A 14,274-nucleotide genomic window follows, 5' to 3' on the forward strand; every position below is an offset into this window, starting at 1 on the left:
GATAACATTAATAAAGGTGTCAGAGAGCAGACGACATCAAGCGTCGCTCTGCTCCACGCTAAACACTAAATCGCCACGCGGCGCGGGGGCTGGCTGGTGGCCAAGCCAGGTGCTGTAACCCAGTTTGCCGTCGCCGCTGAGGACCGTACCGGGTATTTCATCGCCGCGGATAAGCACCCTGACATCCCATGCATATTCGATCCCAAGATACTGGCGGATCCAGTCGCGTAATTCGTTTACCGCATTTTCGCCCGGCAGAAAACGGGCGTATTCGGCGGCGCTAAGCGGGCCGATTTCAAGGCGGAATTTATGCTGAACATCGCGTACCGCGACGCCGAGAAACGCCGAGACGCCCAGGCGAGGTAAACGCCTTCCCGCCCCCAGTTGCGCTTGTTCTCGCGAGGTCAGCGGCATCCATTGCGGCACGTTGCTGATAATGTTGACCGGGACTTTGAAGTAATTTCGCAGGATCTTCTCCAGCCCTTCCGGATCCCGACCATGGCGGCTGAGATGGCCTGCGTGGGTGAAACGCGCATGCGGGCTCAGGTCGCCCTTCTCCAGTTGCCCCGGCTGACCCATGCCGATGAGTGAGGCGAGATAGCGCTCAAAGCGGCGGTTGTCCGCACGGTCTAACGATACCGTTGGCTGCGCGTCGGCCCAGGCGCGGTAGAACAGTAGCGTCAGGCGGTGATGAAAGAGATCGGCAAAAGCGCTCAGGCTGTCATCCTGATGATGATGAATACGCTCACGGGCGTATTCGGTCATATGAACCGGCAGCGGGCCATTGGGGCCGAACAGACCGAAGCTGAGAATCGATATCTCATGCACCGCGCTATTTGCCCGTTTTTGCGCGCTGGCTAGCGTTGCTGGCGCAAACCCCATTGATGGCGTTTGCCCGATGCGCAGCGATTCAAATTTCGGCAGCGGCGCGCGCCCAAGCGGATAACGTTCGCCCCCTTGTGCGTCAATGCGGCGCAGCAGATGAAAAAGATCGTAGCGCCAGGGCGCGGCGGTAACCTCGCGCCAGAAAACGTCCGCCAGCGGCGTCAGGCGATGAATGGTAGCCAACGTGTCACTCATATCAGCGCCCTTTTACCCATTCGCGGCGCCCAGTAACCGATTTCGCCGCGCTGCTGGCTACATAAGGTGAATTCGGTAAAGCTGTTGAGCGACACCAGCCGGGCAAAGACCCGTTCCAGTACGCTGCCAAACAGCCACGGGCTGGCGCCGGAAAAAGCGCGCTCGTCAACGGTCAAGGTAATGCCGATACCGCGGGCGAAGACGATCGGCCCCGGCTCCGGCACCCGGCGATGAACCGGCTCCAGCACGCAGTGGCGTACCCCTTCGATTTGGCGGGCCACGGCGGTCTCCGCCAGCCCGGCATACAGCCCAAGCAACTGGCGCAGCGCTGCTGCGCCTTCGCCATTTTCACCGTCCATCAGGCTGAGATAGTTCATCTGCAGCTGGCTTATCAGCCGCCAGGTGCTGAGCCCTTCCGCCAGCGCCGGTCGCGGCGGCGTCGGGCCGCTACGCATTTTCAATGTTTTTACCGGTAGCGAATCCGCCAGCACGAATTGCCCCAGCTCCTGTTGTAGCATCAACGGTAGGTCGCGGCTGGTGCACAGCACCTCGGCGGTGATGTAACGCAGATCTTCCTGCCACGGCGCATGCTGCTCATCGACCAGTGAGACAAAGGTCTCAGAGCCGGTATAGCCGGTACGCGTGCCATAGCGCAGCGCGTGTTCGGAAAGCACCCGCTGTTCGCGGCGCAGTGAAAAATAAGCGCCGTAATCTCCGGCATCCTTGCTCCATGAACTCCAGAATGGACGGAACTCGCGATCGTCGCGGTGGCCATCAGCGCTGCCGTGAATTTTACTCACCGAATAGATTTCGTAGTCCAGCGGGCGGATGTTATCGACCACCAGATGGTATTCATGTTGGCTGTCGCTCAACGACTGGCGGGCGGCGATTTTCGGAAACAGGTTAATCACCGGCGTGCAGTGCAACGCGAAGTGGTTAGCTTCCACCACTTGTTCCAGCCGGTCGTCGGTTTTATCCAGCAGAATAATGATATCGAAGGATTTTTCTTCCTTGCACTGGCCGATTAACTTGCTGAGGCCGTTAATACTGATAAAGCGGAAGCGCGCCGGGAAGGCAAAGTATTCGTGCAGCAACCGGTAGCCGTCAAAATTGCGAAGATCTTCCGGTAGCAGCGCCTGATTGGCGGCGAAACCCTCTTGTTGGATAGCCTCTTCGCTCAGCGAAAAACGCAGCGGATCGCGCCCGGTGGTCTGGCACACCACGCCGACCTGGTGGGCAAGAATCAGCTCCAGCAGGCGCAGCGCCTCAATATCCGGGCCGCTTAAGAAAAACGCCAGCCGGTCAAAGGTCAGATGGCCAAGATGTTGAGCCCCTTCACAGCTTATACGCAGGCGCAAAGCGCTGACGGCGCCGCGCTGGCTGAGCCCAAGCGCGGCCAGCGGCACATCGGCGGGGATCCCGCCAAGTTCGGCTTTCTCAATACGCAGCGGCAACAGCGTGACATCGTGCGCGGTAGTGTAACTACAGGTGACGCCATTTTTCTTCAATACCTGGCTGTCCATCATCGTACCGCGCGGCACCACGAAACCTTTACTCAGATCGCCTTTATTGATGTCCGGCTGCAGTTCGGCTATCGCCATCGACGGCGTAGGCGCCAGATAATTGGGCGCGATCATCTCCAGCAGACGTTGTGAAAAGCGCGGGAATTCGGCGTCCATTTTTAGCTGCACGCGGGAAGTCAGAAAGGCGAACCCCTCCATCATCCGCTCAACGTAAGGATCGGCGACCTCAATACCGCGCATGCCCAACCTGCCGGCAACCTTCGGATAGCGTTCGGCGAATTCAGCGCCCATCTCACGCAGATAGGCCAGCTCGCGGTTGTAATATTCAAGCAGTTTGCCTTCCATTGTTACCCCGCGTCTTTCAATTCAAAGTGGCCATTTTCGAGATCCACATCGGTACGGAACAGAAACTCTAATGGATACGGTACGCACCACAGCCGCCCTTTGATTTCAATCGACAGGACGTTATGTAAATCCAGTGACTGGGTATCAGAAATACAGCGGACCTGCAGCCCCTGCGGCAGAATGCGCGGCTCGAAGCTGATAATCGCCTCGGTAAGTTTGCGCTGAATATCCTGCCACTCAATATCCGACATCCGTTTCCCGGCCAGCGGCGCGACGCCGAAATTAACCACCGAACGGCGCACGTGCGCCAGCGCGGCCAACGCCTGCGGATCGTCATGATTGATGGTATTAAACAGCCACTGCAGATCGCGCAGCACGTGACGGCGCAGCGTACTGTGGGTGATCAGGTTGCTGTTAAGCGGCTCTGATTTTTTCTGCGGCTGATTATCGGTCAGGCGGTCGAGCAGCGACGGCTGCATCTTATCGCGGGCTCCAATGGTCTCTTGTTTGCTACGCGCCTGCCAGCCGCTGCGCAGCGCGTCACCGTCGCGTACCGGTTTGTTCATGCAAAACTCACCACGTCGAGAGAGAGAATCGGGAATTCATCGCTATCGTTAAGCCACACTTTCTGTCCGTGGCCCTGATAGAGCGATCCTTCGTCGTCCAGCGGCTGCCACTCGGTGGCGCGGCCCAACTGGAAGCGGGTTTCCGCCTGCGGCGTGACAGGGTAACGCGCGGGGATCTGACACACCTGCTCGCTTCCATCGGTCAGGCGCACCAGAGCGTGGCGCCACACCAGATCGGTGACGCTCGCCGGGGCCTGAAAACGAATTTCGGCGATAGCGGCGAACGGCAGCCAGCAATACCGGCCATTGACGATAAGTTCGCAAACCGGGCCCAGACGCGCGTCGCCGTCCATCAACCAGTGAAAAGCGACCGCGGGGGTATCCGTCTGATTGAGATTACCAGGATTAAGGGGCGCCTGTTCAAAGGCGGCCAGCCGCTGTCGCTGGGCGGTTTCTGAATCGGAACAAAGCGCGGAGGTAAGCACAGACAGCCACGGCCACTGGCTGTCCGGCATCTGCGGGCGGGCGCTGCCGGCAAATACCGCATCGCGCTGCTGCTCGCCCTGAATGCTCTGTTCCAGCAGGGTGACCGTTGGCTGGGCCTGCGGCTTCAGCGCCAGCCAGCTTTTTAGCTGCGCCAACGCGCGCGTCCAGTTACCGCTCAGACATAGAAACTGGACGAACGCCGCACGTAAATCGGCATCGGCGGGACGGCTTTTGATCTCGCTTTCCAGGCGCTGCAGCGCCGCGCCGACGCTTTCGCCAGCCAGCTGTTGATATAGCGTGTTCATCGTCGCTCCTTAGTTTGCCGCGCGCCATGCGCCGGCCGCCGGGTTACGCAGCAGCGGGTGCAGGCCATCGATAAGCACAACGTTGAGTTTAATATCCGGCGCCAGCCACGGCGTCCAGACGCTACGCGCCGCCTCTATCCGCGCCTGTAGACGCGACGGATCGTTGGCCAGTTCCTGGGACATTTCGATAGCCAGCGTGCCGGTCATCTGCCAACCGTTTTGCCCGGCGACATAGGGCAGGATCATCCAGCTTTGTTGAGCGTTTTCATTGCTGACTACCATGCGTTGATTATTGACCGCGGTGATCAGAAGTTTATTGGGGTCAGCGGCGGCATTGAGACCCAGGACCGGGAAACCATGTACGAAGGTCACGGTGCTCTGCTTTTCTTTACCGTTAACGGATTGAGTGATGACGGTGCGACCGCTCAGCCAGCCGCCCTTTTCGCAACTACCGGATTCAACGGCGGGGATGAATAAGGCGGCGGCGTTTTCCTGCCAGAAGGTGCGCAGTCGACAGCCGCCCTGCAATGTGAACTCCTGCCACGGCGTGCGGTCGGCGGCGGGAGACAGTTTTTCCGCCTTCTCTTCCGGCGGCAGCCAGGCTGGCGCGACGGGTTTTTCCGCCGCCGCGGCGGTCTCGGCGGGCGCGACTTTTACCGCCCATTTTTTGTTTTTCGCCGCGCTCCCCTGGGCGATATGCCCATTGTTAGCGTCAACCAGCGTCCAGTTCAGCTGCTGCAAACGCGAACACTGATGCTCCATTAATGCGCCGACGCGCGGCAGGAAGTTATCCAGTATCTTAACGTTCTTGTTACCGTTGGCGACGATGCGTAGCGCCACTTCATTAGCGCACCAGCTCTGCGCGGTATTGCCCTTGATGTTATCGATCCAGACATCCAGTTTTTGCGAAGGCGATTGCACGATACGGTAGTTTTCCGCCTGCGCGACGCCGGTGGCGGCAAATAGTGCCGCACCCAATATCCAATGTTTCATAAAAATCCTTCTTAGCCTGTCTCAATCCCGCAGGGGGAAAAATTGCGCGGCGTCGGCCAGCGAGTGCAGCAGCGTCGCCTCTTCCGGACTGCCCATCCATACCGCGACGGCGCTGTAGTTGTCCTGCGAGGCCTGGTCGCCGTCATTGTTTCTCTGAAGATACTGATTCATCAGGGTTAACCACTCCTGCGGGGTGTTGACCATCTGCAGGGAGGATTTCATCTGCTCTTCGCCGACGCCGTGCCAGAAACCGTCGGTACAGAGCAAAAAGGCATCGCCATCTTCTACCGGCACCACATCGCTATAGCTGGCTTCCGCACCGTCGCTGGCCATGCCTAACGCCCGGTACAGCAGGTTGCTGTTAATATCGTCGGTCTGATGTCCGGCATCTTTCATCTGTTGGACCAGACTGTGGTCAGTGGTGACGTGGTACAGCCAGCCGCGGCGAAACAGGTATAACCGGCTATCACCGGCGTGGGCCCAATAGGCCAGCTTATAATCGCGATCGATAAACAGGCTCACCAGCGTGGTGCCCATTCGCCGATAATCCGGCGTCGCCTGCTGTTGCTGGAGAATGGCGCCGTTGGCCTGCTGTACATACTGGCGAATGTTCTGGGCGTTCAGATGATTATCGCCGTCAAACCGATCCAGAATCGCGTTGCGCGCCAGTTCCGCCGCCACCTCGCCGCCGGGCAACCCGGCAATGCCGTCGCAGACCACAAAGCAGGCGGAGCGCTCACCCACGCATTCGCCGGTCTGATCCTGATTGCTGGCGCGCGTTCCCTGGCGGGAAAGAGAAGCCGTGGTAATGTCCATTATTCTTCCGATCCGCTCTGTGAGTCTTTGTACTGATTCACTTCCATGTCATAGGCATAGAGGAACGCTTCGCCAAACAGGGTGTGGAAATCGTCTTCAATTTCCCCGGCGGTTTCGCCGTAGGTACGGACAAAATAGTCCCATAACGCCGCTTTGCGGCTGGCCGGAAGCGCCAGGCGCGAAGTATGGCCATCGCGCTTAGCCTCTTCTTCCAGCTGCTCGGGATTAAAGGACTGCAGCATCGCGGCAATAATGGCGCGGATCCCCGAGATCATCCCTAACTGATGGGCCTGCAGGTCAATCAACGCATCGCGTACCGATTTTTTCGGTGGCATAAAGCCCGGCATCCGCGCGCCGAACATCTGCATCAGCACGGTTTTCCCGGAAGGCAACAGCTTGAACGGGTTATTGGCGTCGTCCAGTACCATGGTCATATCGGCTTTGACGCCGCGTTTGAGGATCGAACGCGAAGAGAGCAGCGCGACGGTTCCCTGCGAGAACATGCTCAGCATTTGACCAAGCTGCCGCATATTCTCTTTGTCGAACTGCGGCACCGGCTGCATATCGCCGAGCCCCATGCCTTCCAGTAAGGCTTCCAGTAGCTCTCCCTGCAGCACTTCGCCGTTACCCGGCTGCGGCGTGCTGGTCGCCTGATGTTCATGACGTACGGGATCGATACGCAAGCGCCCTTTTGGCGTTTGGGCGGCTTGCCGCGCCACGGCCTGCGGCGTCGGTAAGGTTATTTCCGGCGCTTCTTCACGCGCTGCAGCGGGCGGCTCCTGCGGCGGCTGGGCCATCAATAATGGCGAATCAAAAGCGGCATCAGGCTCGTCGGCAACCGTTTTAGCAGGCTCTTCGTTGCTGAAGGCATCTACCGATGTCAGCGGCGCGCCGCCCATTAGCCCCAGCGGATCGTCATGACGCGCGGTTTTGGCGCTGGCGTCGCCGCCAAAGAGCGCCAGCGGATCCAATTCTGCCTGCGGCTCATCGGCGACAGGCTGAGCCGGTTTTTCAACTGGCGGCACCAGCGTCGTTGGCGTAACGTCGGCAAAAATACTGTCGCGATCAAATGGGGTGTCATCGGCAAACAGGTCGTCCGTCGCCACCGGCGGGCGCTCAAACAGAGGTTCACTATCAGCGAACATCGCCAGCGGATCTTCCGGATTACGTTCAGCAGGCTTCGGCTCAGCGAAGGGATTCGGCGCATTATCGGCCTGCGGCTTAGCCCGGCTGCTGGAGATGCTGTCGGCAATCGAGAATTCCTGCATCAGGCTATCCCAGATTTCTGACGGTACCGCGGTTGGCGCGGCTTCCGCCACGGTGGGCGCTGCGGATGGCGCTGGTGTCGACGGTTTCGTAGTGACAGGCGGCTGACCGCTCGCCGCCATTCGGCTTATCGGTTGGCTATCCTGCAGCAGATCGCTGACTTCGATGCGATAGTCGTCAATGGCGAGGATATCGCCATCCTGGAGTTCAACCTGACGCCCCCGCTCCAGCGGGATCTCGTTGAGTACCACCCGCGTCACGTTGCCGCGATTGGTAATTTTGCACTCGCCGTCTGCCGCCACGTGAACGATGGCCTGTAGGCGAGAAATGGCGCGGTCGTCATCCGGCAGCACCAGGTTATTGTCCGTGCCGCGCCCAATGGTACCGCCCGGCGCGTAAAAGTCACAGCTGCCCTGTGGGGGCTGATGACCGGCTTTGGTCGAAATAATCGTGAATCGCATAGCCTATTCCTGCTGATATGATTGGCGCACAAACGCTGCCGCTCTCGAAATAAGAACGGCGGCGTTTGCGGGCGAGTTATTGAGTCATTTAGAAAAAAGAGAAGTAAATTTAGTGAACTAATTATCGCCCAGCAAGGCCAGGACGAACATCACCGCAAATAAAAATAACATTAACCAAGTCAGGCGCTGAAAATTCTGTAGCCAGGAAATGTCATAGTATTCTCTGACTAGCTGACTCGCCCCAGGCTTAAGCCAACCGCCCCCTTTTCTTTTTATCTTTTTCTCCTTAAGAATTGCGGCCATTAATGATGCTCGAAAACCGAAACCGGGTAACCCCAGCTTTTCATATAAATAATAATCCTGGTAATCAAGAAAACCGTTCCGCCGTAATAATTCGAAAGCGCCAGCTAACTCCTGATCGTGTTTTTTATAATAACCATGATAGATAATCAACGTTACAAATACTGCAACAAACAAAACTGAAGAAATGATGAGGTGATAACTAACAATAGACATTTTAGTTAACGCATAAGCGTCCATACCAGAAGCACTAAGAACTCAATAGCCATTATAGTAACGCATTTATAATAATTACGAATCCAGTCGAGTTCGAAGTTTGCGATGCAACGCTGACCTTCCCTGGCATCCAATATTTTGGCATTACTCAATTTAACTGGCTTGCCATTATGAATTCGTGAAACCATTGCCACGCGAAAACTAAACCCCCAGAATCCTAACCGCTGCCAAAACTCATAATCCTGAGCACTAAGCACTCCCGCTTTCGCGAGTAATAGGCACATTGCTTCCACTTGCTTCGTGTGGCGGCGATAAAATAAAAAAGAAAAAATAATAGAGATAAAAAACACAAACAAGAAGAGTATGTAAATCATATCCATAATATAGCTTAGGGCTTTATCTGTAAACATATACCCACACTATGTGAAGCTTTGTATTTCAGTATGTGAAATTAACACTCATCAAGTGGAAATGACTAACCCGACACTAAAGCGAATTGAGAAAAACTATTCAATATAACTTATAAAAATTAGACCAATCACAATCCATAAAGTGAAAACACATGCCTGAATTATATAATACCGATGTAATTTCAACATCCAGTCAAACTCGCCATCTGGCAAATTTCGTATATATTCATAAGCTTCACTTTGCACATAACGCACATTGGTGAATTTCATTTTTACGCCTTTACGAAGACGAATAAACCAAATTATTTTTTGATAGTTTGCGAATGAACCAAAAAATGATGCGTAATTTGTCACGAGGTCAAGGTCGTATCTTTTTCGTCGATATTCAGAAAGAAGATGATTGTAATCATTCTCATGTTTTTTAAAAAACCGTGAGCTAAGTAGATCCATTACCACAACAATGAGAAATAATATTACAACAAGAGTTAACAATAATAGTTCTAAATTCACAGTAATTTATCCATGATATATTCGGTAGCCCCATCAGTAATTTAACCACCAATATAACCACCTGCTGCGGCCCCAGCAATAGAGCATGCGAGTAACCCGAGACCACCAGTAGCAATGCCGAAGGTCACACATACACCAGCTCCAGCCAATGCTCCATATTTACCTCCATAAATGCCACCAGCAAGACTTGCACTAAATTGGCTATATTTTTTTACAGCTATTTTAGAGCAGCTTTTGCAGCATTATTAACATATGTCGAATAACCACGAATAGAACCAACCCCTACCGTACTCCATTCATGGACAATGGCTTTACTTGATAAACCAAGTGCATGTCTTAGATCATTGTATGGCTTTATTTTTAGCGTTAACCTGGATAACTTGTTTAATAGTATGTTTAGCTCTGAGAAAAGTCTATATCGTTCAATGAAAAATTGCTGTCCGATTAAAACCCCTTGGGTTCTATATTGCCTTTGATAAGCCAGTTCTATTTCTTTTAATTTTCTCTCTATTTCCGTGAAATACCTTTCACCAGCATCAGAAACAATTCCAGGAGATTTATCCATAACATTAGTTAATGCCGCTATAGTACCAAAGTGCTGATTCAAAAAACTCGCTTCATCTGAGTTCAACCCAGCCATAACACCATTAACATTACACTTTGCAAGTTTTAAAGCCTGTAATTGCAATGCATTTTGATTACTCGGGTCATTAATGACCATTATTTACCCAGGCTTTAACCACTGCGTATCACTATTAAGCTGCATAAAGTAACGGGCGGATTCACAATTAATATTATTGAATAATAAGCGAGCTTGAAAATCCAATGTTCCCGGCTGCTGTACAATACAGTAACCTGGTAATAAGTTTGATTGTCCCTTCATTTTCTTAGTCCCTGGTGAATTAAACCGAACCAGAGAGTCCCCCGGTTCGGTTAAAGCAATATAATTATGCTTCTTTATTTTCTTTGATATTCCAGCCGGCGCTGCTTTCTGCCCCTTTACCGCCAGCGGAAGTCTGCTCCCAGTACTGCTGTTTCACTTTCGCCGCCTGGAAGGCATAGGTTACGCCAACGGTGTCGCCGTTATCGGCGCCGGTGTACTGCACAGAAGTCACCAGTACATCTTCGAGGGTGATTCGCGCATATTCAACCTGCTGACCACCGGCTTTGCAGACCGAAAGTTCAACTTTGGTCAGGTGCTTGCCGCTGGAGCAGTGCTTCAGAATCGCGGTGGTGGATTTGTCGATCAGCGCATTTACGTGCAGGTCGTTGAAATTCACTTTACCCGCACCGCCACCGCCGCCCACGCTCATATTACCCGGCTGGGATGCGCCCCAGGAAAAAGAGGTAATATCAGTCCAACCGGTGTGATTAGAATCTTTTGATTCACCGGTTACACCCTCGACCTTCAGAAACATATCAATAGCCATAATATCTACTCTTCGTTAATGAAAATTATTGCTTTCGAAAAAGCACTTATACCCTAAATAATTCGAGTTGCAGGAAGGCGGCGACACAGCGAATCCCCAGGAGCTTACTCCAGTAAGTGACTGGGGTGAGCGAGGAAAGCCAACGCACATGCAACTTGAAGTATGACGGGTATATATGGCAAACAGAAAAGCATGGGGCTGAATAAAACCATCCATATTTTACCTCTGCCTCAGAGCAACAGGCTTAAGCCCATTGCTGGTCTTAACACTCATGCTGTGAAATAGCAGGAATGCAAAGTTGAAATTAATGCGGGTTATCCTGACTCCAGGTTTTATTAGGATCACCGATGATTATCTGGGAAGTTAATTTCCCAAAACCATATTTCTTTGCAGTCGGTGTAGTTCCATGGCGTTGTACCTGCCGGGAGTCGCCTCCCGGCGTCATCATATTACGCTTCCTTGGTTTTCAGCGACGGCAGCTTGGAAACCAGACGCAGCGACACGGTAAGCCCTTCCAGCTGGTAGTGCGGACGCAGGAAGAACTTCGCGGTGTAGTAACCCGGGTTGTCTTCGATCTCCGCAACCTGCACTTCAGCGGCCGCCAGCGGTTTGCGCGCTTTGGTCTCCTGCGACGAGTTAGCCGGATCGCCATCGACATAGTTCATCACCCAGTCGTTCAGCCAGCGTTCCATGTCATCGCGCTCGCGGAAGGAGCCGATTTTGTCGCGCACAATGCACTTCAGGTAGTGAGCAAAACGGCAGCAGGCGAACAAGTACGGCAGACGCGCAGCCAGACGGGCGTTAGCCGTGGCGTCGGCATCATGATATTCCGCCGGTTTCTGCAACGACTGCGCGCCGATAAAGGCGGCAAAGTCGGAGTTTTTGCGATGGATCAGCGGCATAAAGCCGTTTTTCGCCAGCTCCGCTTCGCGGCGATCGCTGATGGCGATCTCGGTCGGGCACTTCATGTCCACGCCGCCATCGTCGCTCGGGAAGGTGTGGCAAGGCAGATTTTCCACCGCGCCGCCGGATTCCACGCCGCGAATGGAGGTGCACCAGCCAAACTCTTTGAACGAGCGGTTAATGTTCGCCGCCATCGCATACGCCGAGTTGGCCCACGCGTAATTGTTGTGATCCGCGCCGTCGGTCTGCTCTTCAAAATCAAAACTGTCCACCGGGTTGGTTCGAATCCCGTAAGGCAGGCGCGACAGGAAGCGCGGCATCACCAGCCCCAGATAACGCGCGTCTTCCGACTCGCGCAGCGAACGCCAGGCGGCGTATTCGGTATTCTGGAAGATTTTGGTGAGGTCGCGCGGGTTCGCCAGCTCCTGCCAGGACTCCATCTGCATCACTTCCGGTGCGGTACCGGTAATAAACGGACAATGCGCAGCCGATCCGATTCGCGCCATTTCGCCCAGTAATTCCACATCCTGCGGACTATGGTCGAAATAGTAATCGCCAACGATGCAGCCGAATGGCTCGCCGCCAAACTGGCCGTACTCCTGTTCATAAATTTTCTTAAAGATCGGGCTCTGGTCCCAGCCCACCCCTTTGTAACGTTTCAGAGTGCGCCCCAGCTCCTGCTTGGAGATGCTCATAAAGCGGATTTTCAGCATCTCGTCGGTTTCGCTGTTGTTGACCAGGTAGCTCAGGCCGCGCCATGCGCTTTCCAGTTTCTGGAATTCGTCATGATGCAGGATCTGATTCACCTGGCGCGACAGCTGTTCATCGATACCGGCAATCAGGTTCTGGATGGTGCGATAGGTGTCGTTGGAAAACGTGACGGTATTTTCCAGCGCCTGCTGCGCGAGGGTTTTTACCGCGCTCTCAACGGCGGAACGCGCCTGGTCGGTTTTCGGGCGAAACTCTTTGTTCAGCAGCGCGCTGAATTCATCCTGGCTAAAGGCCTGGCTGGACTGCTGCTCATGTTGTTGAGTCGGGTTGCTCATCGATTACTCCTCGCTACCTTTCGCACTGTCATCTTGTTTCGGCATCTGGCTCAACGATTTGAGCAGCGTCGGATCCTGCAAAATTTTGGCAATAAGCTCTTCCGCGCCGTTTTTGCCGTCCATATAGGTGAGCAGATTCGAAAGCTGGGTACGGGCTTCCAGCAGTTTGTTCAGCGGCTCCACTTTGCGGGCCACGGCATCCGGCAGGAAGTCGTCCATGCTGTCGAAGGTTAAGTCGACGTTCAGTTTGCCTTCGTTGGTCAGCGTATTGTCGACCTGGAAAGCGACGCGCGGTTTCAGCGCTTTCATACGTTCGTCGAAGTTATCAATGTCGATATCGAGGAACTTACGTTCATCGACCGCGGGTTGGTTGTCGACCGGTTTACCCACCAGATCCGCCATTACCCCCATTACAAACGGAAGCTGGATTTTGCGTTCCGCACCATAAATCTCTACGTCGTACTCGATCTGTACGCGGGGCGCACGGTTGCGTGCGATAAATTTCTGCCCACTTTTACTTATTGCCATGATGTTCTCCATCGAAGATGCGCGGTAAAGGTTGAGCGCCAGACCTTATGCCTGTCGCCATAATGTCCGGACGCGTCAGTCGCGACGTCCAAAAATGTTTTCCAGTTGATGAACGCCGTCCGGCGCTAAATCGCGGATGATGTCCATAAAATCCAGCTCAATCAGCCGCTGTACCCGTTCAATCATCAGCGGCGCGGGGTGACTCGGTTCGTGCTGGGCGAAGTACTGTTTTACTTTTTCCAGCATTTGCTGCGCCTCGGCGCGGCTGCTGATTTGCGCGCTGCGCCAGTCAACGGCAGACGGCGCAAGCGCGTCGGGAATCGCTTGATGTTCACTCACGGCACTCTCCTCGCGGGACGCGTGAAAGGACGAAATATCGGTGATCTGGCAGGCGCCGGCGACAATACCGACGGTCTTCTGCAGTTGTTCCATTTCCGGCACGCCGCTTTCACCCAGACAATCGCTTAATATTTCGCGGATGGTCTGCAAGCGCTGGTGAATGGCGAGGATGGCGTCTATCCCCGGCTGTCCGCCGCGGGCCAGTTCATCAATCAATCGCGAACGGCCGCCGGGATAATCCGCGCATTCGGTTTTACTGCCATCGAGCAGCGCCTGCGCATCGCGCAATAGCAGTTCATCGCCATTACTGCGTAACAGCACGGCATTGCGTAACGCGCTGGTCAGTGCTGATTTATCGCTTAGCCCCGCGAGCGCATTGATGCGGTAAAACGGATCAGTTTCGCCATACTCTTCCAGCAGCGGATAGATAGGCTGCCAGTAAAGCGACAGCGCCTGTTGCACCAGCAGCAGGCCATCCGCGTAACCACTCAGGCCGCGGCGTTTTGTCCACGCCTGAGTCAGCGCCAGCATGACGCGCAAATCTTTGGTGCGGCTAAGTAGCCCAGCCGCCAGCTTTTCTACCGTCGTCCAGTCAGCGGGTTCCGCCGGGATAATGGTGTCGCCAAACTGCTGCTCGGCTTTACCCTGCATCGCTTGTTCCATTGCCTGGAAATCGGCGTCATATTCGAGGTTTTCACCGCAGGGCTGCTCCGCGCTAACCGGAGCAAGGAATTCATCAATATTCATGGCC

The 14,274-nt window shown here is 54.5% G+C and carries 13 protein-coding genes and 1 pseudogene; all 14 read right to left on the bottom strand.

All coding sequences use genetic code 11. The features are described from left to right. Nucleotides 1-36: 36 nt before the first annotated feature. The 14 genes and pseudogenes from tssG to tssA all read right to left on the bottom strand — a co-directional run bounded on the left by tssG (nt 37) and on the right by tssA (nt 14,270). On the bottom strand, nt 37-1,080 hold the full coding sequence (gene tssG, locus AC2CGP_RS01900; RefSeq protein ID WP_015705450.1) for a type VI secretion system baseplate subunit TssG: 1,044 nt from the start codon (nt 1,078-1,080) through the stop codon (nt 37-39). Then, nucleotides 1,077-2,948, bottom strand: a complete 1,872-nt coding sequence (tssF, locus tag AC2CGP_RS01905) for a type VI secretion system baseplate subunit TssF (protein WP_015705451.1) — start codon at nt 2,946-2,948, stop codon at nt 1,077-1,079. The genes tssG and tssF overlap by 4 nt, the downstream gene beginning before the upstream one ends. A gap of 2 nt (nt 2,949-2,950) precedes the next feature. Continuing rightward, nucleotides 2,951-3,514, bottom strand: coding sequence for a type VI secretion system baseplate subunit TssE (tssE, locus tag AC2CGP_RS01910; protein ID WP_015705452.1), 564 nt, complete (start codon nt 3,512-3,514; stop codon nt 2,951-2,953). Continuing rightward, a complete protein-coding gene (locus AC2CGP_RS01915; RefSeq protein WP_049053508.1) occupies nt 3,511-4,305 on the bottom strand; it encodes a type VI secretion system accessory protein TagJ in 795 nt (264 codons plus the stop codon). Before AC2CGP_RS01915 ends, tssE begins: the two co-directional genes overlap by 4 nt. Nucleotides 4,306-4,314: 9 nt before the next feature. Further along, nucleotides 4,315-5,298: a hypothetical protein gene (locus tag AC2CGP_RS01920; protein WP_032708086.1), complete on the bottom strand. Its 984-nt coding sequence runs from the start codon at nt 5,296-5,298 to the stop codon at nt 4,315-4,317. A 21-nt stretch (nt 5,299-5,319) separates the two neighbouring features. Further along, nucleotides 5,320-6,114: a PP2C family protein-serine/threonine phosphatase gene (locus AC2CGP_RS01925; RefSeq protein ID WP_213759281.1), complete on the bottom strand. Its 795-nt coding sequence runs from the start codon at nt 6,112-6,114 to the stop codon at nt 5,320-5,322. Further along, complete coding sequence (gene tagH, locus AC2CGP_RS01930; protein WP_020078755.1) at nt 6,114-7,841, bottom strand: type VI secretion system-associated FHA domain protein TagH; 1,728 nt, start codon at nt 7,839-7,841, stop codon at nt 6,114-6,116. Before tagH ends, AC2CGP_RS01925 begins: the two co-directional genes overlap by 1 nt. A 117-nt stretch (nt 7,842-7,958) precedes the next feature. Further along, nucleotides 7,959-8,357 carry a hypothetical protein gene (locus AC2CGP_RS01935; RefSeq protein WP_223683732.1) on the bottom strand — a complete coding sequence of 133 codons (399 nt, stop codon included), beginning with the start codon at nt 8,355-8,357 and terminating at the stop codon, nt 7,959-7,961. A gap of 5 nt (nt 8,358-8,362) precedes the next feature. Next, nucleotides 8,363-8,767, bottom strand: coding sequence for a hypothetical protein (locus AC2CGP_RS01940; protein WP_020078753.1), 405 nt, complete (start codon nt 8,765-8,767; stop codon nt 8,363-8,365). A 551-nt stretch (nt 8,768-9,318) separates the two neighbouring features. After that, nucleotides 9,319-10,160 (bottom strand): annotated as a pseudogene (locus AC2CGP_RS01945) (hypothetical protein). A 64-nt stretch (nt 10,161-10,224) separates the two neighbouring features. After that, complete coding sequence (locus tag AC2CGP_RS01950) at nt 10,225-10,707, bottom strand: Hcp family type VI secretion system effector (RefSeq protein ID WP_015366565.1); 483 nt, start codon at nt 10,705-10,707, stop codon at nt 10,225-10,227. Between the two features lie 449 nt (nt 10,708-11,156). Next, the gene (tssC, locus tag AC2CGP_RS01955; protein ID WP_015705459.1) at nt 11,157-12,656 is read right to left on the bottom strand and encodes a type VI secretion system contractile sheath large subunit; all 1,500 of its coding nucleotides are present in this window, start codon (nt 12,654-12,656) and stop codon (nt 11,157-11,159) included. Nucleotides 12,657-12,659: 3 nt separating this feature from the next. Continuing rightward, nucleotides 12,660-13,184 carry a type VI secretion system contractile sheath small subunit gene (gene tssB / locus AC2CGP_RS01960; protein ID WP_015366559.1) on the bottom strand — a complete coding sequence of 175 codons (525 nt, stop codon included), beginning with the start codon at nt 13,182-13,184 and terminating at the stop codon, nt 12,660-12,662. A 75-nt stretch (nt 13,185-13,259) separates the two neighbouring features. Further along, nucleotides 13,260-14,270 (bottom strand): type VI secretion system protein TssA, encoded by a 1,011-nt coding sequence (tssA, locus tag AC2CGP_RS01965; protein ID WP_032711670.1) that lies wholly within the window; start codon nt 14,268-14,270, stop codon nt 13,260-13,262. Between the last annotated feature and the right edge of the window lie 4 nt (nt 14,271-14,274).

The sequence above is a fragment of the Klebsiella sp. SYXHC3 genome (assembly GCF_057196925.1).

What these genes read in the sequence shown, in the direction of transcription:
- tagH (WP_020078755.1), bottom strand. Translation starts at nt 7,841, where the DNA reads ATGCGATTCACGATTATTTCGACCAAAGCCGGTCATCAGCCCCCACAG.
- AC2CGP_RS01935 (WP_223683732.1), bottom strand. Translation starts at nt 8,357, where the DNA reads ATGTCTATTGTTAGTTATCACCTCATCATTTCTTCAGTTTTGTTTGTT.
- AC2CGP_RS01920 (WP_032708086.1), bottom strand. Translation starts at nt 5,298, where the DNA reads ATGAAACATTGGATATTGGGTGCGGCACTATTTGCCGCCACCGGCGTC.
- tssF (WP_015705451.1), bottom strand. Translation starts at nt 2,948, where the DNA reads ATGGAAGGCAAACTGCTTGAATATTACAACCGCGAGCTGGCCTATCTG.
- tssB (WP_015366559.1), bottom strand. Translation starts at nt 13,184, where the DNA reads ATGGCAATAAGTAAAAGTGGGCAGAAATTTATCGCACGCAACCGTGCG.
- AC2CGP_RS01915 (WP_049053508.1), bottom strand. Translation starts at nt 4,305, where the DNA reads ATGAACACGCTATATCAACAGCTGGCTGGCGAAAGCGTCGGCGCGGCG.
- tssE (WP_015705452.1), bottom strand. Translation starts at nt 3,514, where the DNA reads ATGAACAAACCGGTACGCGACGGTGACGCGCTGCGCAGCGGCTGGCAG.
- AC2CGP_RS01925 (WP_213759281.1), bottom strand. Translation starts at nt 6,114, where the DNA reads ATGGACATTACCACGGCTTCTCTTTCCCGCCAGGGAACGCGCGCCAGC.
- AC2CGP_RS01950 (WP_015366565.1), bottom strand. Translation starts at nt 10,707, where the DNA reads ATGGCTATTGATATGTTTCTGAAGGTCGAGGGTGTAACCGGTGAATCA.
- tssC (WP_015705459.1), bottom strand. Translation starts at nt 12,656, where the DNA reads ATGAGCAACCCGACTCAACAACATGAGCAGCAGTCCAGCCAGGCCTTT.
- tssA (WP_032711670.1), bottom strand. Translation starts at nt 14,270, where the DNA reads ATGAATATTGATGAATTCCTTGCTCCGGTTAGCGCGGAGCAGCCCTGC.
- AC2CGP_RS01940 (WP_020078753.1), bottom strand. Translation starts at nt 8,767, where the DNA reads ATGTTTACAGATAAAGCCCTAAGCTATATTATGGATATGATTTACATA.
- tssG (WP_015705450.1), bottom strand. Translation starts at nt 1,080, where the DNA reads ATGAGTGACACGTTGGCTACCATTCATCGCCTGACGCCGCTGGCGGAC.